The 25,222-nt window shown below is 36.7% G+C and carries 28 protein-coding genes and 1 other annotated feature; of the genes, 24 read left to right on the top strand and 4 right to left on the bottom strand.

Features of this window, described 5'->3' with window-relative positions; translation table 11 throughout:
* The first annotated feature begins 17 nt into the window (after positions 1-17).
* On the top strand, positions 18-797 hold the full coding sequence (locus tag QH639_RS12850; RefSeq protein WP_281116169.1) for a class I SAM-dependent methyltransferase: 780 nt from the start codon (positions 18-20) through the stop codon (positions 795-797).
* A gap of 209 nt (positions 798-1,006) precedes the next feature.
* Here QH639_RS12850 and QH639_RS12845 read toward each other — a convergent pair whose 3' ends face one another.
* The gene (locus QH639_RS12845) at positions 1,007-1,402 is read right to left on the bottom strand and encodes a hypothetical protein (RefSeq protein ID WP_048390581.1); all 396 of its coding nucleotides are present in this window, start codon (positions 1,400-1,402) and stop codon (positions 1,007-1,009) included.
* Between the two features lie 192 nt (positions 1,403-1,594).
* On the opposite strand from QH639_RS12845, the gene nagZ reads away from it, so the two are divergent.
* From nagZ to QH639_RS12810, 7 genes are all read left to right on the top strand, one after another.
* Positions 1,595-3,283: a beta-N-acetylhexosaminidase gene (gene nagZ, locus QH639_RS12840; protein WP_281116168.1), complete on the top strand. Its 1,689-nt coding sequence runs from the start codon at positions 1,595-1,597 to the stop codon at positions 3,281-3,283.
* Between the two features lie 66 nt (positions 3,284-3,349).
* On the top strand, positions 3,350-4,786 hold the full coding sequence (locus tag QH639_RS12835) for an AcpB/EbpR/MafR family transcriptional regulator (protein WP_281116167.1): 1,437 nt from the start codon (positions 3,350-3,352) through the stop codon (positions 4,784-4,786).
* A 203-nt stretch (positions 4,787-4,989) separates the two neighbouring features.
* Positions 4,990-5,697 carry a purine-nucleoside phosphorylase gene (gene deoD / locus QH639_RS12830; RefSeq protein WP_054548784.1) on the top strand — a complete coding sequence of 236 codons (708 nt, stop codon included), beginning with the start codon at positions 4,990-4,992 and terminating at the stop codon, positions 5,695-5,697.
* Between the two features lie 62 nt (positions 5,698-5,759).
* Positions 5,760-6,941: a NupC/NupG family nucleoside CNT transporter gene (locus QH639_RS12825; protein WP_281116166.1), complete on the top strand. Its 1,182-nt coding sequence runs from the start codon at positions 5,760-5,762 to the stop codon at positions 6,939-6,941.
* 168 nt (positions 6,942-7,109) lie between these two features.
* A complete protein-coding gene (locus QH639_RS12820; protein WP_237900466.1) occupies positions 7,110-7,538 on the top strand; it encodes a hypothetical protein in 429 nt (142 codons plus the stop codon).
* 165 nt (positions 7,539-7,703) lie between these two features.
* Positions 7,704-8,642 carry an oxygen-dependent tRNA uridine(34) hydroxylase TrhO gene (trhO, locus tag QH639_RS12815; RefSeq protein ID WP_115674027.1) on the top strand — a complete coding sequence of 313 codons (939 nt, stop codon included), beginning with the start codon at positions 7,704-7,706 and terminating at the stop codon, positions 8,640-8,642.
* Between the two features lie 287 nt (positions 8,643-8,929).
* Positions 8,930-9,823, top strand: a complete 894-nt coding sequence (locus tag QH639_RS12810; protein ID WP_131519909.1) for an SDR family oxidoreductase — start codon at positions 8,930-8,932, stop codon at positions 9,821-9,823.
* Between the two features lie 165 nt (positions 9,824-9,988).
* On the opposite strand, the gene QH639_RS12805 is transcribed toward QH639_RS12810, so the two are convergent.
* Positions 9,989-10,480 carry a DinB family protein gene (locus QH639_RS12805; protein WP_281116165.1) on the bottom strand — a complete coding sequence of 164 codons (492 nt, stop codon included), beginning with the start codon at positions 10,478-10,480 and terminating at the stop codon, positions 9,989-9,991.
* 227 nt (positions 10,481-10,707) lie between these two features.
* Here QH639_RS12805 and QH639_RS12800 point away from each other — a divergent pair, with 227 nt between their 5' ends.
* The 16 genes from QH639_RS12800 to QH639_RS12725 all read left to right on the top strand — a co-directional run bounded on the left by QH639_RS12800 (position 10,708) and on the right by QH639_RS12725 (position 22,579).
* The gene (locus QH639_RS12800; RefSeq protein ID WP_281116164.1) at positions 10,708-10,923 is read left to right on the top strand and encodes a helix-turn-helix transcriptional regulator; all 216 of its coding nucleotides are present in this window, start codon (positions 10,708-10,710) and stop codon (positions 10,921-10,923) included.
* Positions 10,910-11,404, top strand: a complete 495-nt coding sequence (locus QH639_RS12795) for a hypothetical protein (protein WP_281116163.1) — start codon at positions 10,910-10,912, stop codon at positions 11,402-11,404. The genes QH639_RS12800 and QH639_RS12795 overlap by 14 nt, the downstream gene beginning before the upstream one ends.
* Positions 11,405-11,533: 129 nt before the next feature.
* Positions 11,534-12,202, top strand: coding sequence for a VanZ family protein (locus tag QH639_RS12790; protein ID WP_281116162.1), 669 nt, complete (start codon positions 11,534-11,536; stop codon positions 12,200-12,202).
* Positions 12,203-12,281: 79 nt separating this feature from the next.
* Complete coding sequence (locus QH639_RS12785; RefSeq protein WP_237900475.1) at positions 12,282-12,593, top strand: hypothetical protein; 312 nt, start codon at positions 12,282-12,284, stop codon at positions 12,591-12,593.
* A 140-nt stretch (positions 12,594-12,733) separates the two neighbouring features.
* Positions 12,734-12,963, top strand: a binding site (T-box leader).
* Between the two features lie 78 nt (positions 12,964-13,041).
* Entirely contained in the window at positions 13,042-13,191 is a 150-nt protein-coding gene (locus tag QH639_RS12780; protein WP_281116161.1) for a hypothetical protein, read from the top strand.
* 361 nt (positions 13,192-13,552) lie between these two features.
* Positions 13,553-13,783 (top strand): hypothetical protein, encoded by a 231-nt coding sequence (locus QH639_RS12775; RefSeq protein ID WP_259418981.1) that lies wholly within the window; start codon positions 13,553-13,555, stop codon positions 13,781-13,783.
* A 90-nt stretch (positions 13,784-13,873) separates the two neighbouring features.
* Positions 13,874-14,380: a GNAT family N-acetyltransferase gene (locus tag QH639_RS12770; RefSeq protein ID WP_348638177.1), complete on the top strand. Its 507-nt coding sequence runs from the start codon at positions 13,874-13,876 to the stop codon at positions 14,378-14,380.
* Between the two features lie 138 nt (positions 14,381-14,518).
* Positions 14,519-15,022 carry a hypothetical protein gene (locus QH639_RS12765; protein ID WP_237900481.1) on the top strand — a complete coding sequence of 168 codons (504 nt, stop codon included), beginning with the start codon at positions 14,519-14,521 and terminating at the stop codon, positions 15,020-15,022.
* A 242-nt stretch (positions 15,023-15,264) separates the two neighbouring features.
* Entirely contained in the window at positions 15,265-15,762 is a 498-nt protein-coding gene (locus QH639_RS12760; RefSeq protein WP_016994968.1) for an RNA polymerase sigma factor, read from the top strand.
* The gene (locus QH639_RS12755) at positions 15,749-16,864 is read left to right on the top strand and encodes a hypothetical protein (RefSeq protein WP_237900483.1); all 1,116 of its coding nucleotides are present in this window, start codon (positions 15,749-15,751) and stop codon (positions 16,862-16,864) included. Before QH639_RS12760 ends, QH639_RS12755 begins: the two co-directional genes overlap by 14 nt.
* A 220-nt stretch (positions 16,865-17,084) precedes the next feature.
* The gene (locus tag QH639_RS12750; RefSeq protein WP_281116159.1) at positions 17,085-17,909 is read left to right on the top strand and encodes a copper amine oxidase N-terminal domain-containing protein; all 825 of its coding nucleotides are present in this window, start codon (positions 17,085-17,087) and stop codon (positions 17,907-17,909) included.
* 147 nt (positions 17,910-18,056) lie between these two features.
* Positions 18,057-18,374, top strand: a complete 318-nt coding sequence (locus QH639_RS12745) for a hypothetical protein (protein ID WP_237900487.1) — start codon at positions 18,057-18,059, stop codon at positions 18,372-18,374.
* Between the two features lie 522 nt (positions 18,375-18,896).
* On the top strand, positions 18,897-20,003 hold the full coding sequence (locus QH639_RS12740) for an alpha/beta hydrolase (RefSeq protein WP_281116158.1): 1,107 nt from the start codon (positions 18,897-18,899) through the stop codon (positions 20,001-20,003).
* 583 nt (positions 20,004-20,586) lie between these two features.
* The gene (locus QH639_RS12735; protein WP_281116157.1) at positions 20,587-21,054 is read left to right on the top strand and encodes a GNAT family N-acetyltransferase; all 468 of its coding nucleotides are present in this window, start codon (positions 20,587-20,589) and stop codon (positions 21,052-21,054) included.
* 322 nt (positions 21,055-21,376) lie between these two features.
* Entirely contained in the window at positions 21,377-21,607 is a 231-nt protein-coding gene (locus tag QH639_RS12730) for a hypothetical protein (protein ID WP_281116156.1), read from the top strand.
* A 288-nt stretch (positions 21,608-21,895) separates the two neighbouring features.
* Positions 21,896-22,579, top strand: coding sequence for a hypothetical protein (locus QH639_RS12725; protein WP_281116155.1), 684 nt, complete (start codon positions 21,896-21,898; stop codon positions 22,577-22,579).
* A gap of 415 nt (positions 22,580-22,994) precedes the next feature.
* Here the strand turns inward: QH639_RS12725 and QH639_RS12720 are convergent, their stop codons facing one another.
* Positions 22,995-24,044 carry a hypothetical protein gene (locus tag QH639_RS12720; RefSeq protein WP_237900492.1) on the bottom strand — a complete coding sequence of 350 codons (1,050 nt, stop codon included), beginning with the start codon at positions 24,042-24,044 and terminating at the stop codon, positions 22,995-22,997.
* Positions 24,034-24,609 (bottom strand): sigma-70 family RNA polymerase sigma factor, encoded by a 576-nt coding sequence (locus tag QH639_RS12715; protein WP_103117924.1) that lies wholly within the window; start codon positions 24,607-24,609, stop codon positions 24,034-24,036. The genes QH639_RS12720 and QH639_RS12715 overlap by 11 nt, the downstream gene beginning before the upstream one ends.
* Positions 24,610-25,222 lie beyond the last annotated feature (613 nt).

The raw sequence follows: 25,222 nt of genomic DNA, 5'->3' as shown, positions 1-25,222 counted from the left end.
AGGGGAGGGTGAAGAGAATGGGGATTGATTTCCATAATCAGCAACATCGTACGTCTTATACAACTAGACAGGCAGATAGCTCATGGAAGGCAGCGTTAGCGAAACATATTCCTTTTCATAGTATGGGAAGGGCAGTAGATATCGGCTGTGGCGGAGGGATTTATGCCAAGGCACTTGTCGATATGGGGGTGGCATCTGTAACAGGTGTAGACTTTTCACTAGCCATGCTAGACGGAGCGAAAGAAAATTGTCGAGCATATCCGCAAATCACATTTGTGCAAGGAAATGCTTTCAATACAGGGCTTGCAGGGGATACTTTTGATATCGTGCTTGAAAGAGCCTTAATTCATCATATACAAGATGTCAAAGCATGCTTTCAAGAGGCATTTCGGCTTTTACAGCAAGGCGGTTATTTTATCGTACAGGATCGCACCCCAGAGGATTGCTTACTTCCAGGGGATGCTCATCATATAAGGGGCTATTTCTTTGAAAGTTTTCCTTCGCTTATTCAAAAGGAAGTAGAGCGCAGACACACTAGTCAGTTGGTGACAGAAAGCTTACAAGAAGTAGGCTTTCAAGAAATTAGTGAGCTCAAACTATGGGAGACGAGACAGGTCTATGCCAATAAGGAGCAATTATTGGCTGATTTACAAGGTAGAGTGGGGCGTAGTCTATTGCATGAATTGAATGACAACCAATTATCGACCCTTCTTGAACATATAAGGAATGCAATTACCACTGAAGGTTCCATCATTGAAAAGGATCGATGGACGATTTGGATCGCCAAGAAAAAATAATAACCACCTTCTGGAGAGGATCAACCCTCTCCATTTTTATTCGATTGCAGCATCAAAATCTTACTCCGCTTTCTCAGAGCTATCCGTCAATTTACAGGATCTATCCGCCACTTTTAACTTTCTATCCATCACTTTAGGATTGCTATCCACTACTTTGCACATTTTATCCGCTTTCCCAGAGAAAACCCTTATAGCATCACTATAAGGGATTATTTAGCAAGTGCTAGCAAAAATTCATCGCGGTCTGCTTCTTCCTGCATTTTACTATCGACAAGCATTGCACCTGATTGAACACTTGTGATGTCGTTGTCTACCAGAAACTGTACATTGACCTTGGCTACTTCATTGTTCACCGTGCAATCACCCTCAAACTCTACAACATCCTGTCCCTTTTGTGTTTCAAAATAGACCCAATATGGATTTTCACAGGCAGAGGCAAAGGCACTCTCCAAAGTTTTTGCGCTATTTTCATAGGAATAGTTTTTTACGTATGTAATATATTCATTGTCTGTAATATCCTTTTGTGGACCATAGAAGTACCAAAATACCGCTAAGATACCGATTGGCACAATCCACAGTATATTTCTCTTACTTAATTTCCCCATGTGTTATATCCCCCTTTATGTGAATATTTTAACATCTTCTTTTGCATTTTTGCTAGCTTACGATAATATTTTCTATTGAAGGCTGCGATTCTGTTCACAGCGTGAGCTTTGAATTCAGGTGGCAGTTATGATAACGTTAGTTGATAGATTTGTTTCGATGTCGCCAAATGGCTTGGTGAAGGAGGTTTTTACATGCATAAAAGAAGACGTGGTGTGCTGCTAGTTCTTGTGCTGATGTTAATGGGTCTAGCCTTTTTTATCGGCATGAAAATGAGGCCAGTCACACTACCGACTAGAAATCCTGAGACAACGCCCGTTCAAGAGGATGCGTCCGAACAGGAAGGTGGTTCAGACAATATAGAGGTCCTCATTCAGGATATTGCTCAATTCGCACGAGAAGGAAAAGTACCTGATGTGCCATTTGCAGCAGGAGATACAGAACAACAAGTGGTTCGTGAGCAATGGGGAGAACCGCAGCAGGTCACGGAATCCGCCAATGGACAATATGAGGATTATGAGGATGTGACGATTGGTTATCGAGGTTCACAGGCCTTCGATATCCGTTCATCGAAAGAGAATATTAAAAGCATTCGTTTAGCAGATATTAAAAATAAGTTGGGTGAACCTGATGAAGTTCGTTACTATCAGGATCCTTCAACCGATCAAATTATTCTTGTCTACCAAGTAAATGCCAGCTATCAATTAAAGTGGATTTTACCGAAACCGATTGACAGTGATGCCAATCCTACTGTTCATCATATTTCGGTCTATACGGAACTGAAGCCACAAGCGCCAGATACGGTGGAACAAATGACATTGGACGAGAAAATCGGTCAAATGATGTTTGCAGGTGTTTCAGGTACGACGCTTCAGCAGGAGACAATAAGCCTTATTCAAAAGGCTAAAGTAGGTGGTTTAATTCTTTATGGCAATAATCTTGAAACACCCCAGCAAACGGTCACATTGATGAATGACCTAATGGCTGCCAATTCGAATAATCAGCTACCACTTTTCCTTGGCACCGACCAAGAGGGTGGGAAAGTAGTCAGATTACCAGGCGCTTTAAAAAATTTCCCAACGAACCAAAAAATTGGGGACATTAACCAATCCAAGTTTTCATTTGAAGTAGGCCAATTATTAGGGGAGCAATTAAAGGCATTTGGCTTCAATCTGGACTTTGCGCCTGTATTAGATGTCAATAGTAATCCGAATAATCCAATTATCGGGGATCGTTCGTTTTCCAATGATCCAGCTATTGTCAGCAAATTGGGCATTCAAACAATGAAGGGTCTGGCGTCGGAGCAGGTTATTCCTGTCGTGAAGCATTTCCCTGGGCATGGTGACACATCTGTGGATTCCCACTTAGAATTGCCAAAGGTGACAAAAAGCTTGAACGATTTGAATAGGCTAGAGCTTGTCCCATTTAAAGAGGCCATTAACAATGGTGCAGATGTCGTCATGGTCGCACATATTTTATTGCCAAAGATCGATCCCCAGTATCCTTCCTCCATGTCGAAGGAAATTATCACAGGTATACTAAGAAAGCAACTGGGCTTTGACGGTGTTGTGATGACTGATGATATGACGATGAAGGCCATCACGAATCATTATGCGATCGGGCAAGCAGCTGTCGATTCAATCAAGGCTGGTAGTGATATTATTTTAATCGCTCATGAATATGCCAATATTACAGATGCGATAGAAGCGGTGAAGGTAGCCGTCAGCAATGGGGAAATAACAGAGGAACGCATCAATGAAAGTGTCCAAAGAATCCTAAAACTAAAAGAAAAATATCAGCTTGTCAATCAGCCCGTGCCAGCAGTTGATATCAACAAGCTTAATACGGACATCGAAAAAGTTTTAAATACGTATATGAAATAAACGCAAAAAGGGACATACAGCTACCAGTGTATGTTCCTTTTTGTGAATGATGGATAGGGTGAGAACGTGGATAAGGAATTCAAATTAGCTAGTCAATTATTACTGTTACTAGATTCTGAACAAAGATGGTTTACTTTAGGGGAGGTTGAAAAAAGCTTACATATTTCAGATAAGACCATACGGAAGCTCGTAGAAGAGATCAATCGGCAATTACCAGCAACAATGACGATTGACGTATCTAGAGGAAAGGGAATTTTTCTACAACGAGATGGGCGAAGTACAACCGTTAGTGAAGTGCTTTCGAGCATGTTCAGGCAAACCATCTTCTATCGCTTCATGCACTTATTGTTTATCAATGGGCAACCTTATTCGATGGAGGAGCTAGCAGAGGCGATGTTTATGAGCACTTCCTCGTTGAAGAAGCTGATTACGCAACTAAATAATCATGATTTGAAGCCGTATAAGCTACGCATTACATACTCGACGCCCGCCGTAAAGGGAAATGAATTGAATATCCGCTATTTTTATTGGAAATTATATGGTGATGCCTATGAGTATACAGGATGGCCATTTACCAATAGTGACTTTGATTTTATCAATCAATGCATCACGCAAATAGAGCATGAGCAAAACATTGTTTATTTTATTAACTCCAAAAGGAAATTATCCTTTTTAGTGGCAATTGTCTTGGAAAGAGCCAGAAAGGGGAACTATGTCAAAATTACGGAGGATAATTACGCCTGGGAAAGAGGAATGTTCTATTTGCTGGTAAAAGACTTTGCACAGGCATTGGAAGAAAAATTCTCGATTGAATTACCAAAGAGTGAGTTGTTTTTTATGCAATCTCTATTTAGTCTAAGCCAATATCATTATTATGAAGGATCAGACATGACGCCAATGAAGGAAATCGAATTATATAAAAATAAAGAAATTGATCAAATGGCGCAGCAGTTGTTCACCTTATTGGCAAAGGCTTACCCTCATCTACATATGAATGAGCGGTTTAGCTTGGAGGTATATGAGTTTTTAGACAAGCTTTTAATCGATAATGCCATCCCTGAATGGCTGATGATTTCAAAAAGTAATTTAACAAACTATGTTCAAATTGAATGTCAGCAAATTTACCAAGATATGCAGGTCTGTATGCAAACATGGAAAAAAGCGTACCCTTCTATCCTGTATAATGACTTTCATTTAACCAAGCTTACCTTGCTTGTTCGTTCAGGGCTACGTTATAAAAGTAAACGAGCCTTCTTGGTTATTGGAGAGGAATTTTCAATTCGCCATTATATCGCCAATTTAATCAAGAATGAAATTGGGGACCAGCTGATTATTAATACCTCTATTATGAAGGGATTAACGGATGAGATGGTACAGCAGCATCACATTGATTTTGTCATAAGTAATTTTCCCGTTGCCTTGACGACAGTGCCGGTTGTTATTATATCTACGATTCCTACCAAAAGGGACTTAGATAATATTCGTCAAGAATTACTTCGGTAATTTGGTCAATTATTTCCCGTACACAACGTAACAAAATGGTCTAGTTTGTCAGGATTATTAAACCTTATACTCATAGTAGTTTCTGAACAGATTTCTTGTAAAAGAAGTAGTTTTGGAAATGGCTGTGGGTATTTTTTATGGGTAAATGAAAACGGTTACCTAATTGGATTGGAGATAAATGACAAGTTTTTGGAGGAATGAAAATGAGTAGACATTTAGGAGCAAAAAAGGGAGAAATAGCTGAGCGTGTCTTGCTGCCTGGAGACCCTTTACGTGCAAGATTTGTAGCAGAGCATTTTTTAGAGAATGTCTATTGCTATAACGAAGTAAGAGGAATGTATGGGTATACAGGAACGTTCAAAGGTGTACCGATTTCCGTGCAGGGGACGGGCATGGGGAATCCATCGATGAGTATTTACGGTACTGAATTGGTCAACGATTATGGCGTGAAAAAATTGATTCGTATTGGCACATGTGGCGCGATGCAAAAGGACATTCAAATCCGTGATATCATTCTAGCCCAAGCAGTGTCTTCAGACAGCAATTTGACGGAGAAAATTTTCTACGGCAATAATTACGCACCAATTGCGGATTTTTCCTTATTAATGAAAGCGTTTCAACGAGCGCAAGGGAAAAAAGGCAATGTGTTTGTTGGCAATATTTATAATTCAGATGAATTTTATCGTGAAACATTAGACAGGCTTCATAAGTTTATGGAATTCGGTGTTTTAGGGGTAGAAATGGAAAGCACCGCCCTCTATACGTTAGCCGCAAAATATGGGGTAAAGGCATTGTCTATTTTGACGGTAGGTAGTCAACTATTAACAAATGAAAGCTTAACGCACGAGGAAAGTGAAAAATCCTTTTTTGATATGGTGGACATTGCTCTTCATACAATCATCGATGCGTAAGGGATTGCATGGGATGGGAAGAAAAAGTATTTGAAAACATTGTTCGTTACGGAGGGGACAACATGCATTATATTATTTCGATAGTAGGTCTACTACTCGTGCTATTTTTAGCATGGCTTGCAAGTAATAATAAGAAAAATATTAAATATCGCCCAATCATTGTGATGATTGTTATCCAGCTTGTTTTAGGGTTTCTATTACTGAAGACAGGTATTGGGGAATTTTTAATTAAAGGATTTGCTGATAGCTTTGCAAAACTACTTGAATATGCCAATGAGGGCACAAATTTTGTATTTGGTGGGATGGCGAATGAGGGTGCACATACATTTTTCCTCTATGTTTTAATGCCAATCGTATTTATGTCAGCCATCATCGGCATATTGCAACATTATAAAATTCTACCGTTTATGATTAAATATATAGGTTTCGTATTAAGTAAAATCAATGGCATGGGAAAACTAGAATCCTATAATGCGGTTGCAGCGGCAATCGTAGGGCAAAATGAAGTATTCATTTCAGTGAAAAATCAAATCGGCTTTTTACCAAAGCATCGGCTTTATACCTTATGTGCTTCTGCGATGTCAACGGTATCGATGTCCATTGTGGGCTCTTATATGACGATGCTAGAGCCAAAGTATGTAGTGGCAGCTCTCATATTAAACTTGTTTGGTGGTTTTATCGTGGCCTCAATCATTAACCCGTATGAAGTACAAGCGGAGGAAGATATAATCGAAGTGCAGGAAGGTGAAAAGCAAACGTTTTTTGAAATGCTAGGCGAATACATTATGGACGGTTTTAAGGTAGCCATCATCGTCGGGGTTATGTTAGTAGGCTTTGTTGGGTTAATTGCCCTCATTAATGGTGTGTTTAATGGCATTTTCGGTATCACATTCCAAGGTTTCCTAGGCTATGTCTTTGCCCCAATTGCGTTTGTCATGGGTGTACCTTGGCATGAAGCTGTGAATGCAGGGAGTATCATGGCGACAAAGCTTGTGGCAAATGAATTCGTTGCCATGCTGGACTTCGTTAAAATCCAAGATAGCTTCAGTGAGCGTACAGCAGCGATTGTCTCTGTATTCCTCATATCCTTTGCTAACTTTGGCTCAATTGGTACCATTGTAGGTGCTGTAAAAGGGTTAAATGAAAAGCAAGGCAATGTAGTGGCACGCTTTGGATTAAAATTGCTATACGGTGCCTCACTTGTAAGTGTTCTATCAGCCATCATTATTGGGATTGTATTTTAATTAGAAGAAATTAAAGGGCATATTTTAGGCGTATCAATCCCTAAAATATGCTTTTTTTTGATCTTTTGTCAGGTGAGAAACATTGTAACTTTCTTCCATGATTTTCGTTTGATAGATTAAGGGGTTTAATTGTACCTATAGTAAAAATTCATAAGGGGAGGGATAAGAATGAAAACTTTCTATCATTGTTTAATCATGTGGATACCTTTTATAGTGCTGTTTGCCTTAGCTGGATTTGGCTTAGAAGTTTTAGAAGGAAGAAAAATCAGGACATCAGAATATATGACGGGATTTCGTGATTTAGGCGTTGGTTATATGTTCTTAATGAGCTCTTTTGCTTTTATTCTCTATCCGATTTCGTTTTTACCGCTAACATTTATTGTGAGTCGTTTTATGAAAAATTGGCTGTTCAAAGTGGTTACCTTCACTTTATTTGGTGGGGCAATAGGGGCTTTTTCTTTCGTAATCATTTATGATTCGCGATTTATAGAAGAATATAATTTAAGTATTATCAATTCGATGCTTATTTTTGGTATTGCGAGTTTACTCTATGCTTTAGTAGAAAATGCGGTGAAGAAAAATATAAAATTTGTTTAACGAATGAATGTGTCTTTTTTTATCTAGCGGCATATGGAAAATTATTTCTACTCATTTCAGTCTAATTACCGATAGCATATTAACGGATTATCCTTTATGGTTAATAGGTCGTAAAAGACACTATCAGGAATATCCTGCAAATATTGAAATGATAGGTGGAAAACAATGAATTATCGAGTTTTATTATATTACCATTACACGAAGATTGAAGACCCAGAGACGTTTTCAGCAACGCACTTAGAAATGTGTAAAGAAATCGGTTTAAAAGGTCGTATTTTAGTAGCCAATGAGGGCATCAATGGGACTGTTTCGGGGACGATTGAGCAAACAGAGCAATATATGGCAAACATGCAAGCAGACCCATTATTCGAAGGCATTGTCTTTAAAATTGATGCGGCAGAAGGACATGCATTCAAAAAAATGCACGTTCGCCCACGTCCTGAGTTAGTCAACTTAGGCCTAGAAGAAGACGTCAACCCACATGAATTAACAGGTCGCTACCTGTCACCAGAACAATTCCTTGCTGAAATGCAAGATGAAAATACAGTAGTATTAGATGTGCGTAACACGTATGAATACGATGTCGGCCATTTTCGTGGCGCGATTCGACCAGAGGTAAAAAATTTCCGTGATACACCAGAATGGGTCCGTGCAAACCGTGAGCTATTCGAAGGGAAAAATGTTTTAACATATTGCACGGGTGGTATTCGTTGTGAGAAGTTTTCGGGTTGGATGAAACGTGAAGGCTTTGGCGATGTCGGTCAATTACATGGTGGTGTAGCAACATATGGAAAAGATCCTGTGGCGAAAGGTCAATTATGGGATGGTCAAATGTACGTTTTCGATGAGCGTTTAACGGTGCCAATCAATCAAGTAGAGCATGTGATTGTCGGTCGTGATCACTATGACGGTGAACCTTGTGAACGCTACATTAACTGTGCAAATCCTGAATGTAACAAGCAAATCATCGCATCTGAAGAAAATGAAGCAAAGCATTTAGGTGGCTGTACAATCGAATGTACAAAGCATGCGCGCAATCGCTACATCGTGCGTCACAATTTAACAGAAGAGCAAGTAGCTCAAGCAATTGAGGCGTTAATTTAAACAAACAAAGCGTTATTAAATATCTTTCATAACCTACTTTATAGAGGTTCTTCAAACACTCAATGTAAGTGTTCAAACTATCCATTTCAACATTGGACTAGTCTGCTCGCTTATATAGGGTGTTTTTTCTTTTGTAAGGAAAATGTAAATGACTCCATCATTGGTGGAAGGGCAGAAGAAATCTGATGCTGTTTAAAGTAAATGTTCAGAGGGTATTCAACAAAATGTAACAGTGTAAGCACACAAAGTGTTTGTCACGAATTAATCAAAATAGGAGATGATAGCTGATGGGAAACCCACATCTAACCGATCCACGTAAAAAATTTCATACCGAAAAATTCCCAAATCAGGAACAGAACACGCCAGCGCTACAGCGTGGAATGATCCCCAAACCTGACTGCGGAGAAGAATCATATAAAGGATACAATCGTCTAGGAGGGCGCAATGCCTTAATTACAGGAGGCGATTCTGGGATTGGCCGTGCTGCCGCTATTGCCTATGCACGTGAAGGAGCCAATGTAGCCATACAATTCTTCCCTGGTGAAGAGGAAGATGCCAACGTCGTTAAAGAATTAATTGAAAAAGCAGGAAGAAAAGCATTACTGCTACCGTATGACTTGCGAGAAGATAACGCGGCCACAGAGATTGTTACAAAAACCATAGAAGCCTTTGGCGGATTGGACATTCTTGTATTAAATGCTGCGCAACAGATCGCACAGCCATCCCTAAGTGACTTAACAATTAAACAAGTGCAAGACACTTTCAAAGTAAACATCATCAGCATGTTCGAGACCGTAAAAGCTGCTGAAGAACATTTGGAACCAGGAAGTGCAATTATCACCACCACATCGGTTCAATCTTTCGATCCATCCTCATCTTTAATGGATTATGCCGCGACAAAAGGTGCAATAAGCAACTTTATGGTATCCCTATCCTCGTACTTTGCTTCTAAAGGTGTCCGTGTCAATGGTGTTGCACCTGGCCCGATTTGGACGCCGCTTCAGCTAGATAACGGGAAATTAGAAGGAGAGATTCCTGAGTTTGGTCAAAATACGCCTCTCGGCCGTGCGGGACAGCCAGTAGAGCTTGCACCCGTTTATGTTCTTCTGGCCTCGGATGAAGGAAGTTATATCACGGGTCAGATTTATGGAGTGACAGGTGGTAAGCCGATAGACTTATAAACTTACTAAAACCACTCTCGACATTAGTGATGTTCTACTGTTTATGTTAGATAAACAGCTTAAGATTGATAATGAAACGAATTAAATGCTATGCCCCCTATAGTTAGTAGTTTGTCTCTAACTTAAGGGGGCATCTGCTTTTCCGTCACCAATTGGAATCCTCGTTTATAAGTAGGAGCGCTTAGCAGGCCATGAACCTTGTAGTTTACGAAGTTGAACAATTTGTCCTGTATGGTAAGCGTCGTGCAAAAGGATATTTAGATATTGTTGCCAAACTGGAAGAGCGGGACTAGGTTGATCTAATGCCTCTTCTTGCAAGGATGCTAATGAAGATTGTAGGGCATCATGTACGTGAAGGGTTCGATTCACTGTTTCTTGCCAAGCATCTTCATCATGAGCACCGCCTTGGACAAACGTTTCATCATTATTTTGTGGAGCAACAAATGTCTCATCTTTATGTAAGCGAGAAAGTAAGCGCTCTTTAAAGATTAATAAATGGGTTACATTTTCCCAAATCGTATTAGCAGCATTTCCTTCTGGTTGCCAACTAGCTTGTGCAGCAGTGAGATTCTTTAATGCTTCTGATAACGGTGGGTACCATTCCTCTTCGTAAAACACCTGATTGACTCCATTTTGCAAGAGCTCTTTTTTACTCATTTGGATAACCTCCTTTTTGTAACGCTCAAAACATTCCTTACTATTAATTTATCAAATTTTCCGAAAATAGTACATAGTAATAGAATTTTGTTGTTCTTTACTCGACATTGCCATTTCATCTAACTAAAAATCAAATTGTAAAGTTTGCTTGACATACGTAGTGATGTAAAGTAAACTTTACTTAACATTAAATGTATAGTTTGCTTTACATTTATAAAGGAGGCATTATGAAAAACAGAATTCGAGAATTACGAAAATTTAAGAAGATTACGCAGGAAGAGTTGTCGAAACAAGTTGGCGTTTCACGGCAATCGATCATTGCTATTGAATCAGGCAAATTCAATCCATCCTTAGAGCTTGCCTACAATATTTCCAAAGCGTTCAATAGTACAATTGAAGAAGTGTTTATATTTGAAGAGGGGAGAATGAATGATGGAGATTAATATCTGGGGTATGATTGGATTGTATGGGGGAGTGATTGGTGGACTCCTTGGATGGTGGTTCGGGCGACAGAAAGCTAGAAAAAACAGAGGTTTAGACGAGCTGTACTATCATATTTGGCAAAAGGCGAGATCCTATTCATGGTATGTGACATTAGGAGCGCTGTATGTTTTCTTTACGTTACTCACTTTTGGAATTGAATTAAGCACTGCTATGGTTTTAGGTATCCTTTTATTAACACACGTAGCGAGTTGGGGAATCATTGGGATTATTTTGACCATCAATATGTCCAGTGCAGCCCCGTTACAGCCTTCACGTGTGAAGGTGGGCCTATTCGTCTTCATTACGTCCATTATTGTATTCACGATCATCTCGATCCTGACGACAAACTGGCTGTTTTTATTATTTAGTATTCCACCTAATTTAATTGCACTTATTACTGCACTTACGCCGAATCGAAATGATTCCGAGATAACCTACTAGTATAATATCGTACCGTTTTTTCCCCTATAGATATGGTGGTCTATAGGGGTATTTTTTTATATATGACATTAAAAGCATCTAAATGGAAAAATGGTTTTGACTAAGTTACAAAATTTAGGAGGTGTTTACTTGCATACAAACTATGTTCTATATAATATTGTTCCTTTCGGATTTTTAGTGTTGTTGGTCTATATTTTAATAGATGTATTTCTTGATTACTTTAGAAAAGAAATCAAGCGTAATCAAAGACGTGTTCCTCTATACAGCTTTTTCTTCTATTTACTATGTTTACTTCAAATTAAAGTAGGGGGAATAACACTTTTACCTTTAAATCCAGCAGACAATAGTAGTCGTTTTATTAGAGCTAATGATTGGTTTGGAATTTTTGATCGTATCCACTTCAATATGTATTTGTGGACTTATTCAGCTATAGTTTATAATTTTTTATTATTACTTCCTTTAGGGATATTTTTATTCGTTCTTTTCCATTTTAAAAATAGAAATAAAGCCATTTTTATAGTGATATTGTGTTGTTTAGGTACAGAGCTTTTGTGTCTTCTCTTAGGGGCGTTTAGTTTAGTTCCTAGGAACCTTAGTTCTGTAGATGCTATCTACTTGTTATGTAATATGCTTGGTGGAATCATTGGTATATTAATAATGAAAATATTTACGCATATACAAATGAAGCGAAAAGATAGAGTTTATCATGGTAGTTTTAATGGAATAATAGTTTTCGGCAATTGGGCGCGTTTATTTATCAACGTGTCTTTTTCTTTTAAGGGCAATATTATTGAATAATACAGTTATTTGAAACCTTTCCTACAATTTACCGTTAAGTATTGTTAAACAGCTATACAAATAGAATGGGGGATTCGTTATGATGGGTTGGCTTAATATTGGCAGTCTCTTACTAGGACTAATCGCTTGGATACTTCCAGTTATTTATCTAATGGGAAATAAAAAACATGAACAATCTAATTGGGGTATCCTTTCCGTTCTCAGCATCAGTGCCTGTGCTATTTCAATTAGTTTTCAGATGTTCTATCATTATCATTTAGTAAAAATTGAGGATTGGGCGGCACTTATGGACACAACACGTGCAGTCGTAATAGCCACAGCAGTTCTTCTCATTTTTACATTGCTATTAAATGGCCTTACTTTTATTGTATATCAAAAGAACAAAAAGTAGGATATTCGTTGCCTGTTCGTATGATTGAAATATATTTTTGGTTTTCAGAGAGTGTAATGAAGAGAATGGTAATTTTTGGGCCTTTTACAATCGGGCGCTTTATTTAGCGAAAATCTACTATTTCTCTTGAGATGGCTAGAACAAAGGCTATGAAAAGAAGTAGTATCAATTATTTTTACGAACAGAAAGTTACCGGTCGATGAGAGGTGCATGTAAAACGATTGAGAATTCATCTTGGAGCTATGTACCGAAAAGATCATACACCCGTAATCATGTACGAGAGTATCGTCAAATGACCGTACTTCTTAAGGTAAGTAATGTGAATTGCTTATAAATTAAAGGTGGTAACACGAGTTGAATCGTCCTTTTGGTTAATCCAAAAGGGCGTTTTTTTTATTCCTTTTTTCAACAAGTATTTGAAAATCTAAACGTATGAGGAGTAAGCATTATGAAAGATAATCATCAAGATTCACAACTAAAGCGGGAATTAAGTACGCGTCACATGCAATTAATTGCACTTGGCGGATCCATTGGGTCGGTTTATTTTATGACTCTAGTTCAACCACTCAAATGGCAGAGCAGGCAAAGTGAGGGATAGGTTCTAAAAAGGCGGTTAAAACATGAAAAGTAGCGGATACAACGTGAAAAGTGATGGATAGAGTAGGCAAAGTGAGGGATAGGGCCATCTATTTTGCTCCTTTTCATTTAAGGGTCATATTGTTGAGTAAAGCAATACATCTTACATTTGCGTGTTTATCTTAACATTGGGTCCAATTGTTGAATAACATTCTTTTAAGTAAAGTTTCCAAACAAAGCTTCTGGCACTTTAAGTTTCAGCATTTTAATACATGATATACTTAAACGCACTTGAATTAACACAAGGTATATTGTTATCTTTGTAGAATCTAATTATTATAATAAATTGCGGTGAAATTCAATTCTATAAAGGGAGTGTAAAGGTGGACCTACTACTTTGGGTAACTATTGGTTTCATAATAATTGGATTTGTTGTGCTCGCTTCTATGAAAAAAGATATGGAAAGTAAGGTCGCTTTTATAAAATTGAATCTGGAAGAAGAGGGAAATTCATCAAAAGCAAGATCTGTAGTTTGGTGGATATGGAGTACCACTGCTTGGGGGATCGTAAGTCTGTTTCTTGTTGTTTGGTGTGTCCATCATTACTTTGGGTAACTTTTTGGCTTCAAATGAGTAAAAACAGGTACTGCACATTTCTAAATGAAATATTGTAGCAAAATATATTAAAAGCAAAGGGTGGGCATTTTGAAAATAATCGAGACGGAACGATTATACCTTAGAGCGTTAAAAATGGACGATCATCATGAATTATCAAAAGTGCTTTCCGACCCTGAATCTATGCAATATTACCCTCATCCCTTTAATCAAGAAGAGGTTAAAAATTGGATCAGATGGAATGAGAAAAATTATAAGCAATATAATCACGGACTATGGGCAGTTGTTTTAAAAGAAGGAGATCTATTTATCGGTGATTGTGGAATAACCATGCAGAACATTGACGGTGTATGGTTACCTGAAATCGGTTTTCACATTATTAAAGCGTATTGGAATAAGGGGTATGCGACAGAAGCGGCATCTGCTTGTAAGGAATATGCATGGAATGTTCTGGGCAATTCTGAAATATTTTCATACACGACCTTAAAAAATATCCCGTCCCAAAAAGTTGCGGAAAAAATCGGGATGGAAAATTATAAGATTTTTGAGAAGAATGGTGAACAACAAATCGTTCAAGTTGCCTACAAAAGTTTATGAATAGTTAGTAACTCATTTTTTAGTCCAGAAAAGGGCGCGTTAATATAGGAACGTGTCTTTTTCTTTAAAGAGTTGAATAGCATTCTTTTTGGGAATTAGATATTTATTTTATAGAAGGAATGTTATAAGGGAGATTGAATGAAGAAATATATAAAAGGTTTAGTGCCTTGCATTTATTTGATGTTGTCGTTCTTTGTACTATCTGGCTGCAATGCTCAAAAAAGTGGTAATACTTATTATTTATTATTGATGGGTGAAAGTGAAAGCTGGAATCTAACTGGGTATGAAATTGTTATAACACCAGAAGACTTTAAAGCAGGATTTGGGACCTTAAAAATGAAAAACGTCAATACGTATAAGACAGATTTCTTCCACTTTGAAACGCATGTGGTTATCGAGAATGATGATTCAGTCGTTCATACTGATTCAGTTACTGGTGAGACGAATATAGCAGAATATACAACTGGTGCTATTGCAGGGCCATACATCAATAAAAATGGTGACTTTATTACACTGAAAGATATACATGAGATTTATGTGGTCGTTGATTGGTGGGATACTAGTAAGAACGAAAGTATAAAAGAAAGAATAGATTTATTTAACAAATCGGAAAAAGAACAGTCCTTCTTGAACGAACTATAGGTAAAGTTGAATAACGATCTTCTCGGACGCTTTTCTGAAATAATAGGAAGCGTCTTTCTTCATGAAAAGGGCAATTATCAGTAAGCCCATCTAATACATAGGTACTGTGGCATCATCTAGAAGTGCATTGCATACTACTGCAATCTTGATAAAAAGGCTACTCTAAAATATTTCCAGGAGATTGAACAATTTTTTAGAAAACGAGCGTCTAAGTAGTAGGATTGAAACGAGGTGAGTTGTTGTTGGAACAAATCGTAGAACAATATGGTGAATATTTGTATCATCTTAGCTATTTATATATGAAGGATTTTCAGCTTGCAGAGGAGATTACACAGGACGTACTCATGAAGTACTTATTACATAAAGACGATTTTAGAAAAGATGCTTCATTGAAAACGTATTTAACCCGTATCGCTATTAATTGCTGTCACGATGAACTACGTAAACAAAAGAGAAAATCATTTATTTCAAAGCTTTTACCACTAGGTAGAACTGAACCCTCTGTAGAGCAAACATATATAGCAACTGAAGATTTTGCAACTTTAAAGCAAATTGTCTTTGCCTTACCACTTCATTATAGGGAAGTCATTGTACTGTTTTATTATGAAGAATTTGATGTTTCTGAGATTGCTAGTTTATTAAATGTCTCACAAAACACCGTTCGTACAAGGATTCGTCGAGCGAGAGAATTGTTGAAAACAAATCCGGAACTGGAGGCAATATTTTATGAAGGAATTTAAAGACAAGCTAAAAGAAGAATTGCGACATGATGCCCCATTTACAAATGACATCAAGCAACGTATATTGCAAAAGAAACCCATGAAAAGAAAGTTGAACTGGCAGGTTGTCTCCGTATCTATTGCAGCTTTTTTCATGATTGGGTTCATGCTATTCGTTGAATTTTCTCAAAAGAATAACCTACAAAACGCAAGTCAGCAAAATGAGCTATTACCAATTGTCGATGATGTTTCCTCTCTAGACATCATTGAGCCGAACTATGCCCATCTACTTGGGAAACAATGGATGCTGCATTTTTTGCCAATGATTATCGATAAGGAAGCCCCCATTACGTATGGAGATTATGTTGCTTTTTATGGAACGGATGGGCTTGTCGTTTCAACTGTATTAGGATTAGGGAATGATCATGTAACAATGAAGCAAGGGCAAATTTTAGTAGAGAATACCCCATTAAAAGTTCATGGATTAAATGAGCAAATAAAAAAAGAGGATATCAATGACCCAATGAAAAATCCTTACTTTTTTCATAATTTTGGAACAAGACCAGCGCCATTCAATGACAAATCGATTTCTGCGAAAGAAAAAGAAATGGTTGTTTATGACAGTGACGAAGGTCATACGATTATGAAAATTAGTGAGGGGCAATTAGTCGGTAAGGTCGTAGGCTTCCAAAATTTTGAGCTAACATTTGAATTGACTGAAGAGGAGCAGCAAGTTTTTAATGCCTTTAAAACGGATTATAATATTGAAAAGTTAAAAAATATGACACCCCAAGCGATTACTAAAATGTTTTTAATGAGTGATATTGAAAAAGATTTTAAAACATATGAAGCATTGTTCACAACAAATAGGAACGATGAAACTGAAAGTGTTCGAAGATATTATGAGAAATCGAAAATCGTACGACAGGCGTTGTTTACAAAGGAAATAAATCGCCTTATTATCGCAAACCTCTTTGCTGGGCTAGAACATGCGGAATTTGAGCAACAAACAGATACAACAGGAGTTATAAAATTTATCTCACTTGATGGACCAAGAGAGCTAGGTATGGAGAAAAATGCCCAAGGAATTTGGCAGCCAGCCTTTAGCAGGGGGATTTATTAGCTTTTTAGAAAGGATATCAATTCTAGTTGATAATTTTCATCAGTATCCTTATCTAACAATCGGACGCGTTTATTTCGAAACGCGTCTTCTTTTAATGGGTCGTGTAGATTGAATAAAGAGCAGAATAGTTTAACGATATAGGTGGATTTTTATGGTAAAATATTTAGTGGAATGTATTTTTGGGGAGAATAGTGACTTTTAAGAAAAGGAGTGTTCAAAGTTGAAAAAAGTGTTCTCAGGAATTTTTCTTGGGTTGATTCTAATCATGACTTCGTCACCGGCATATGCAGCCGATTTTCAAATAAAAGTTGACGGTGTTACAATTGCATCTGATGTAAATCCAGAAGTTAAAAGTAATCGGACAATGGTTCCTTTACGTGTAATTAGTGAAAATTTAGGGGTAAATGTTGTATGGACGGATGCCCAAATCACCCTTACTAAAAACGATATACAGGTAACACTAAAACTTAATCGTAATCAAGTGGTGAAAAACGGTAAAACAGAAACGCTTGATGTAAAGCCATATATGAAGAATAATCGTACTTTTGTTCCGATGCGTTTTCTTGCCGAAACATTTGGCAGCAATATCGCTTACAAAAGCGGTACAGTAACGGTTGAGACACAGCCTCTCTTTATTGATGGTATAAAAGTAAAAGCATTGCAATACGAATATCATATGACATTAGGCGGAGTCGTACAGCAAATTAATGGGAATGGTTATAACGAAGCTATTTATAATACTTTTATAAAAAATAATGGAAGTAAAATTGAAGCACCTACTTATAATCCATGGGATTCTCATCCCATTCCAGTAGGAGACTATGATAAAAATGCGCAATTTGATTTTTTAGACCAAGACTCGAACAGTATCAAACGGTTTGATATTTATTTTTCCACGGGGGACTTGGGCGGAGTTTTGGTGCATGATACTACTGCAAATCATTGGTATGTCTACAGTGATACCGCAAGACTGGGAATACTTCAATTAATTGATACAGCCTCGTTGAACGGCTTTGTGACGGTTATGAGTAATACAGTTCCTTAAGGTGGATGATAGTGTTTTACTATTGTTTTAACGGACTTACTTTAATAAGGAGTAGAGCCTTTTTCTACTTAAACAACATTGCAACTTTGTTTGTACCATTACGCAGGTTTATATTTTCATGTTGTCAGAAGAAATGAGGTAATTTATTTGGATGAATGGAAGAAAGTTGTACTTAGTTTACTCGAAATCATTGTAATTCTATCGATTGGTTTACTTTTCACAACTTATATTTTAAGACCTATATACGAGAATTTTGGAATTCAATTTACAGGTGACGTATGGGTAAACTGGTTTGGATTATCGTATATTTTATTCGTCTTATACTCGTTGATTGTCGGTATTTTTATTTTTCAGGAAAGTAATATCTTTAAACAGCGACGTACATCCGTACTCTTTTGGCTCATTTTTATTGGTTCAATTTATGTAGTTTTTATTCCTTTTATAAAAGGTGAAAATCCATTCTAAGACTTCTATATAGTTCATTATTTCAACAATCCCAAAATCTATTACCGACACAAAGTAGGATAAAAATCAAAAACTGCATCCATTTAGATGCAGTTTTATTTTTTTCTAATCAGGGTTTCACCAAGTGGGATTCCAACCACAACAACCAAAACCGTTAAAATTAACAGTGCTCTAAAAATAAAATATGCAGCTTCATCAAACATCGTATCCCTCCTTCTTTTTTACAATACCTACCTCATACTCCGAAAAAATTATGGTTGTGTTTTTATAGTTTACGTCATTACAAGGTACGTATGCAGTTTTTAAAAAATTTGTGGTCTTCAGACATTTCTTTAGTAAGGAATGCATCATGCTTCCTCTAAAGGGTCGCTTTAATCCTTTAGAAAATGGAAGAATATAACCTTGTATTGATGCTATACAAGATCTTCAATCATTATTTGCTAAAGAATGAGCTAAAGGTTAATAATCCTTTACCCGAGATAATAAATAGTAAACGATACATAAGTAAATTTAATGGAGGTTATGATGATGAGGGTAGCGAAGAAGATAGCCAAGATAGCAGGAATCCTTCTAGTTATACTGACCTTGTTTATGGGGATTGGATACGCTATTCTTGTGATTAATCCCTTAGGAAATAAACCAGGCAAGCCAGTTGCGGATATTGAAGACAAGGTGGAGATTTGGGGAGAAGAAGTGGCAGGTAATCATTCAGAAAGTAAGCTAGACGATATGAATATTAAGGGCAATCCTAACAGACTTTTGGCGACATTCAAATTTTCCACTGGCATTGTGGGAGAAGACTATAAAGACAATGAAGCGGTCATTGATACCTTTACCTATATCCATGAAATTGAAGGGGGCTATGAAAAATCAACCTATGAAGATGAGCCCTATCTGATTCCTTATACGGTAGCGAACAGTGACAGTGCCGTCATTATTATGCCAGGTGGTGGTTATGGCTTTAAGGAAATGGATGGAGGAACAGCAGAAGGAAAGGAAGTAGCTGCATCATTAAATAAAGCAGGTATTAATGCATTCGTTCTCCACTATCGTTCCAATCCCTATGAGTGGCCTATTCCACAGCTAGATGTTCAGCGTGCGGTCCGTTATCTACGTTACCATGCCAATGATTATGGTCTCCATCCAGATCGAATTGGTTTAATAGGTTTTAGTGCTGGAGGCTATCAAACGGGTAGCTTTATTAACCTTATTCAGGGAGAAAAACTGTTTCCTGCTAGTTATCAGCCTGATGCCATTGATGCTGTTGATGATCAAGTGGCATCCGCTGCTATGATTTACCCTGCATTGACGTATCGCTATAATGTGCCCATGCTCTTTGCTTCTTTTAATGATGAAGCTGTCAGAAATCCAGAAAAACGTGAAGAGCTCTTGCAGCAGACAGATTTATCTACGCATTTCAGAACAGCTCATATACCTCAGTTTATAGCTTATGGGACAAAGGATTTAGCAATCGGGGTAAAAGGTCCACAGGAATATATCCAATCTGCACGAAACGCAGACGCGGATGTGACTGTGATAGTAGCAGAGGACCAGAATCATGGCTTTAAGCAGGAATACTATATGCAAGCGTATCTTGAATGGGTAAAGAAAATTTTTGATTCTTTATAATTAGCTATAAAAGTGGTCAAAGATTTTAGTAAGTGCTATTTTATATGGTTTAAAGTAAAAATGAAGAGAAATAGGAATGACAAAAAAGGGTTCAAAGCAGCCTTAAAGGGTGCTTTTTTACGTCTCTTTTGACTATTACTACGTTTCTCTACTGAAAATGTCGGATTTGATAATGATGTTCTACCTACAATTACAGGAGAAATTGTTGAAATCGAAAATGGAAGATCTTTTGTGGAAAGCACAACGAAAAAATCACCAGATGGGAAACCAGGTGTGATTTGGTTTTCAACAGATGTTGTTACATTTTTAAAAGTGGGATAAAATGTTTCAGTTTGGATAAAGGCAAAAGAGCAAAGTTATTTAGAACAAGCGAGGGCGGATTAAATCGAAATTAATGATGAAAATTGATGGAGTAAATCAACAATTAGATATTCAACAATCGGGGCAGATTGTTGAGTAATACACCACAAATAAATTAGTATGAGTGTTAACATATAGATATATTTGTAGAATGTTCGTTTAATTTTACTGAACAGTTAAGTTCATCAATTTTTTTACAAGTCATTTAAAATAGGAGATTAAAATGGATATTGTATTAAAGAAAATGTCAGAAAACGAATTTACAATTTATTTCGAAGATAAGGTAGAGAGATATAGCAAAGTTCAATCAGAAAATGTACATGAGGTAAGTAGCGAAGATCCTCTTTCAAAAGCACGTAAACAGTTATACAATCTACTTCCTCAAGGAATAGAAACCTCTAATCATCATTTATATAATATATATGAAGGTGATTCGTTAATTGGATTTGTTTGGATAAAGGTTGAACAGGAAAAGAAAAGCGCATTTCTTTATGAAATTTTTATTTTTGAAGAATACAGAGGTAAAGGTTTCGGGACTAGAGTGATGAAAAATGTTGAGGAGTGGTTAGAACGGAAAGGGATTTATTACTTTAAACTTCATGTTTTTGGAAGTAATAAAGGGGCTAGAAAACTATATGAGGAACTCGGATTTGATATAACGGGAATAAATATGCTCAAAACTATCAACTGACATTTAGTAATTTGTCATATTGAAGTAACGAGGGCTTAAAGTTGAATCACAATCTTCTACAATTGAGCGCATTTCTTTAATAAGGAATGTGTCTTTTTTCAAGTAAGGGCAATTTTATTGAACAACCCTTTTTCTTAAAAATGGTATTTATGTTAATAATTAGGGTGATTAATTGAATAATAATGAGGTGATAGGGTATGGATTTAAAATTTTAATAAAATCAGATATTAAATTCAAAAAAATTTGTGAAAGTTTTTGAAGAATCATAGAGTTCTATTTCCATCCTTATGGAGAAGATCATGCTCTAATTTTAGAAGGAGAATTGACTTATGATATTTCATTTAAAGAACAAATAGTTGTTAATAAAAATAGCCTTGTTTTTGGATGGACAAATTATGTATATGGTTATCATAATTTAAATGATATGCCTTTGCATATTTTGGTTTTTGCTACTACTGAAAATATTTTTCAGTATACAACCAAAGTAAACTTCCAATACAAGCAAATACAGGTTTTAGAAAAATTGAAAAGCCAGATGAACTGGGACAACTGACTACACAAAGAATAGCTTTTTCTTCTATCCAACCAAAGGATTTTACAGATACTCTCATGATTGAACTTGATAGTTAAAACATAGGACATGGTCAGTGTAGGAATAATGACAGTAATAATAAAATTTATGTAACATTTAAATTGTCAGTGTATTATAGAAGTGTTAATAAAAAATCTATGTGTATGATTTCAAATCTTATATTAAGTTGAAGAAGCTTACTTCACAATAGGGCGCTTTTCCGTAATAAGGATCAACGCTCATTTTCATTAAAGGGCTATTATTGGAGTAATGAGTATTGCAAAAATGGATAAAATTAGAAATAATTTAATGAAACATTCATCAATTGGGGGAGCTAATATGCGTTATTTTAAAAGCTACTACTTGTTTATAGTTATTACATTGTTGTTAACAGGATGTGTAGGAGTAGAAACAGAAAAATCTCCATCAAATTCGAAATTAACTATTGAGTCCTACAACATGAGTGAAAAGGAAACCTTATTAATTAGTAAAACAGGTGTAGAGCAAATTAAATTTTTCAAGTTGAATGGCACTTTGAAAGAAGATGATGATTTACAATTTTCGGTGGAAGTTTTTGAAAACGGTAAGTTTAAAGAGGAGTTACTAAAGACTTGGGGTGAACTCGAAACAAAATATAATGACAGCCTTATTTCTTTTGGAATTATTGACAATAGAGACGAAGATCATTCTTTAAAACTTTTAAATGGAATACCTTCTGGGCTTGCTACAACGTTTTATTCAAATAACATGACTACATCATCTTTTGGTTTGCTAATCGATAGAAAAATGACTTTAGAAAAAAATAAACCTATTTATTTAACAGCATGGCTAGGTACTACTAAAAACGAACTGCGTTCTGGCAGTGGCACAACTGGGGAACTGCCACAGGGTATTGAAGAAGCTGAGCTAGCATTTATATACAAAGTTTTATGGACCGACAAGGAAGAGAAATAATTTTTCCCTAAGTTATTCAACAATTGAGTGCGATTCTGTAGCAAAGATCAGCGCTCGTTTTCATTAAAGGGCCATTTAATTGAATAAAATACAATTGTAGGTTTGTCATAAAGTTTGATTAAATGAATGGATATCAACTTTGATATGAGAGTAGATCTAAAGAGCATGTTTTGAAAAAAGATTGATCAAAACATGCTCTTATTTAATGTAGCAGATTAAATTTTATATAAAAAAGTTTGATTATTTTTTAAACCCTAGTTGTACTATTGGCCAATTTGTTTAAGTACAGGTTTGTCATAAAGTTTGATTAAAAGCACCTCATGCCACCATTCAAATTCATATTTAAGAAGCAACCATTGAATTAGATGTACTCAAGCGATATTCTGCAACCCCATCCGCCTAGGATTTGTTATTTCTACCATGGTGTTTCAGTTTTATGTTCAATAACTTGTACTACTTTCGGTTCAACAGCTTTTAACATTTGTTCACTTGAACGATTGCTTTTAGGAACATCATCATTATTTTCACCTTGAATTTGTCCTTCAGCCTGTGTATTTGCAATCACATCAATCACTTGTTGTTTAGAGACATTTTTAGATGCTGCAATCTCGACAACAGATTTACCTTTTGCTAATTCTTTTTTTAATTCTGTTGGGCTAATTTTTAGTAAAGAAAACAGTTTTTCATCGTTTAAAAAGGAATCAGCAGTATAATCAGGCTTACCATTTGTAGAGAAAAAACCTTCTACTTTATTGTTTAAAGGTGTAGTCTCACCTCCGATTAGAGAAACACTGATTGTATTGTCTTGAACAAATACCTGGTAGAAAGGTGTTTTTGATCCCTTTTTGGTGTAATTCAACATAAACGTTTTTTGATCCGGGTTCTCCATTTGCTCCATAGCAAACTCGTACTCTTCGATGTTGCCAAACATTTTATCAATTAGATCATCTACCTTCGACCTGATTTCCTGATCGGTTAAGGCAGTGAGTGGTTTCTCCTTTGGCTCCCAATTCTCCTGATTCACGTGTTCAATCGCACCTGTAATACCATTTGTATGAAGGGAAATCTTTTTGCCAATTCCTCCTTTTTCCTGCAGTATGATGCTTGTTTGGACACCTTGAACCTTGCTTGCATTGATAATCTCAAATGATTTTGTTTCGGGAAATGCGTTATACAGCTTCTCTAGTGTTGCTTTGCCATCCTCATCCACCTTGACTTGTTCAACAGTCATTGGTGTTCTAGTAAGCATTTCAATCAGGTTAGGGGCCGCAAATGCTGCGGTTGGAATCAAAATCGCAGTAGCAACTAATCCACTCATTAATCGTTTTTTCATATTTATTTCGCTCCTTTTTCGTTGGAAATATTGAGAATAGGATTGTTCTATTCGTTTGGAAATGGCTGGAGGGCATTCCATAGTTTCTGCCTCTTTGTGCAGATATTCACGGATTTTACGTTCAATTGGCATTGATTTCTTCCATCCTTTCTGGGGGGAGATTACTTAAGTTTTTTCGAAGCACCTGAAGACCAGCATGATACCTGGACTTGACTGTACCCAGAGGAATTTCGAGCAATGTCGCTATTTCCTCAAGTTTATAGTCGTGAAAAAAGCGGAGGACAATCACCGATCGTTGTTTATCGGTCAGTTTTTGGATTGCCTGTGTTATCATTTGCTTCGTCCCATCCATCAACACAGAAGGTTGATCCCAATGAGGCTCTTCCTGAGAAAAGGCACGGATGCGTTCAAAAATTCGGAATCTCCGCCAGCTCTTGACCCGAAATCTCTGCACTTGACGGATTACCAAGCCGTTTAGCCAGAAGTGGAAAGGTCTGTTCGTATCATAGTTAGCAAGTGAGGTCCACATTTGCATATATATCTCATTCATGACATCTTCCCGATCCTGCTGATGATCCACCAGAAAGGAGACTGTCCGGTAGACGTCCTGATAGGTGGCATCATACATCGTACGAAACGCCTGTTGATCACCTTCCTTCATTTTTTGGAGTAATTGGTACATATATTCATTTTGCATTCAGAGGATCCTCCTAAGTAAGCTTACACACTATATTGTCTCTTTATCAAAAAAAGGTTCGGTTCTTTGTTTTTTTGCAAACAGCTGAGTGTCGGCGGCCATCAATCAGGAAGACAATCAGGAGTACAACGACTCTATGCCAGCCGTGGTTCATTTGCTAATAAGCAATCAGGGGATAAACGTGATAATTGGATCATCGATGACTATTTCTGTGAGTGGGAAAGAAAAGAGCTTGGATTGGCCAAATAGTGGTGAATTATCATCGTACAATCGAATATTATTTTAATAGCATTTAACAAGCTGGTTTTTCAGTTCTAGATTTACGTGAAGGTACACCAAAGCGTGAACATTTTAGTAGGGAAGAAGAATTTATTAGAAGACAAGGAATTCCGATTTTACTGGCTTTTTCTTGTTTGAAGTAAATAAATTTCCTAATATTGATTCTTGAACTAATAGGGGCTTTAGTCAATAATGATCTTCCACAATCGGTCGCTTTCCTGAAAACAAGAAAGTTCCTTTTAGATTAATTAGAGTTCGAAACTATCACTATTTTTTAGGGTGTTGAATATCCTTGTATGAAAAAATCTTGCATTGAAATAATAAAATTTATCTT

This window comes from Lysinibacillus sp. 1 U-2021, from assembly GCF_029916965.1.
GTDB classification, from domain to species: Bacteria; Bacillota; Bacilli; order Bacillales_A; family Planococcaceae; genus Lysinibacillus; species Lysinibacillus capsici.
Note: the sequence above shows the minus strand (reverse complement) of the source record. Positions and strands in the feature narration are given on the sequence as shown.

What these genes read in the sequence shown, in the direction of transcription:
- QH639_RS12850 (WP_281116169.1), top strand. Translation starts at nt 18, where the DNA reads ATGGGGATTGATTTCCATAATCAGCAACATCGTACGTCTTATACAACT.
- QH639_RS12845 (WP_048390581.1), bottom strand. Translation starts at nt 1,402, where the DNA reads ATGGGGAAATTAAGTAAGAGAAATATACTGTGGATTGTGCCAATCGGT.
- nagZ (WP_281116168.1), top strand. Translation starts at nt 1,595, where the DNA reads ATGCATAAAAGAAGACGTGGTGTGCTGCTAGTTCTTGTGCTGATGTTA.
- deoD (WP_054548784.1), top strand. Translation starts at nt 4,990, where the DNA reads ATGAGTAGACATTTAGGAGCAAAAAAGGGAGAAATAGCTGAGCGTGTC.
- QH639_RS12825 (WP_281116166.1), top strand. Translation starts at nt 5,760, where the DNA reads ATGCATTATATTATTTCGATAGTAGGTCTACTACTCGTGCTATTTTTA.
- QH639_RS12820 (WP_237900466.1), top strand. Translation starts at nt 7,110, where the DNA reads ATGAAAACTTTCTATCATTGTTTAATCATGTGGATACCTTTTATAGTG.
- trhO (WP_115674027.1), top strand. Translation starts at nt 7,704, where the DNA reads ATGAATTATCGAGTTTTATTATATTACCATTACACGAAGATTGAAGAC.
- QH639_RS12810 (WP_131519909.1), top strand. Translation starts at nt 8,930, where the DNA reads ATGGGAAACCCACATCTAACCGATCCACGTAAAAAATTTCATACCGAA.
- QH639_RS12805 (WP_281116165.1), bottom strand. Translation starts at nt 10,480, where the DNA reads ATGAGTAAAAAAGAGCTCTTGCAAAATGGAGTCAATCAGGTGTTTTAC.
- QH639_RS12800 (WP_281116164.1), top strand. Translation starts at nt 10,708, where the DNA reads ATGAAAAACAGAATTCGAGAATTACGAAAATTTAAGAAGATTACGCAG.
- QH639_RS12795 (WP_281116163.1), top strand. Translation starts at nt 10,910, where the DNA reads ATGATGGAGATTAATATCTGGGGTATGATTGGATTGTATGGGGGAGTG.
- QH639_RS12785 (WP_237900475.1), top strand. Translation starts at nt 12,282, where the DNA reads ATGATGGGTTGGCTTAATATTGGCAGTCTCTTACTAGGACTAATCGCT.
- QH639_RS12780 (WP_281116161.1), top strand. Translation starts at nt 13,042, where the DNA reads ATGAAAGATAATCATCAAGATTCACAACTAAAGCGGGAATTAAGTACG.
- QH639_RS12765 (WP_237900481.1), top strand. Translation starts at nt 14,519, where the DNA reads ATGAAGAAATATATAAAAGGTTTAGTGCCTTGCATTTATTTGATGTTG.
- QH639_RS12755 (WP_237900483.1), top strand. Translation starts at nt 15,749, where the DNA reads ATGAAGGAATTTAAAGACAAGCTAAAAGAAGAATTGCGACATGATGCC.
- QH639_RS12740 (WP_281116158.1), top strand. Translation starts at nt 18,897, where the DNA reads ATGATGATGAGGGTAGCGAAGAAGATAGCCAAGATAGCAGGAATCCTT.
- QH639_RS12735 (WP_281116157.1), top strand. Translation starts at nt 20,587, where the DNA reads ATGGATATTGTATTAAAGAAAATGTCAGAAAACGAATTTACAATTTAT.
- QH639_RS12725 (WP_281116155.1), top strand. Translation starts at nt 21,896, where the DNA reads ATGAGTATTGCAAAAATGGATAAAATTAGAAATAATTTAATGAAACAT.
- QH639_RS12720 (WP_237900492.1), bottom strand. Translation starts at nt 24,044, where the DNA reads ATGCCAATTGAACGTAAAATCCGTGAATATCTGCACAAAGAGGCAGAA.
- QH639_RS12715 (WP_103117924.1), bottom strand. Translation starts at nt 24,609, where the DNA reads ATGCAAAATGAATATATGTACCAATTACTCCAAAAAATGAAGGAAGGT.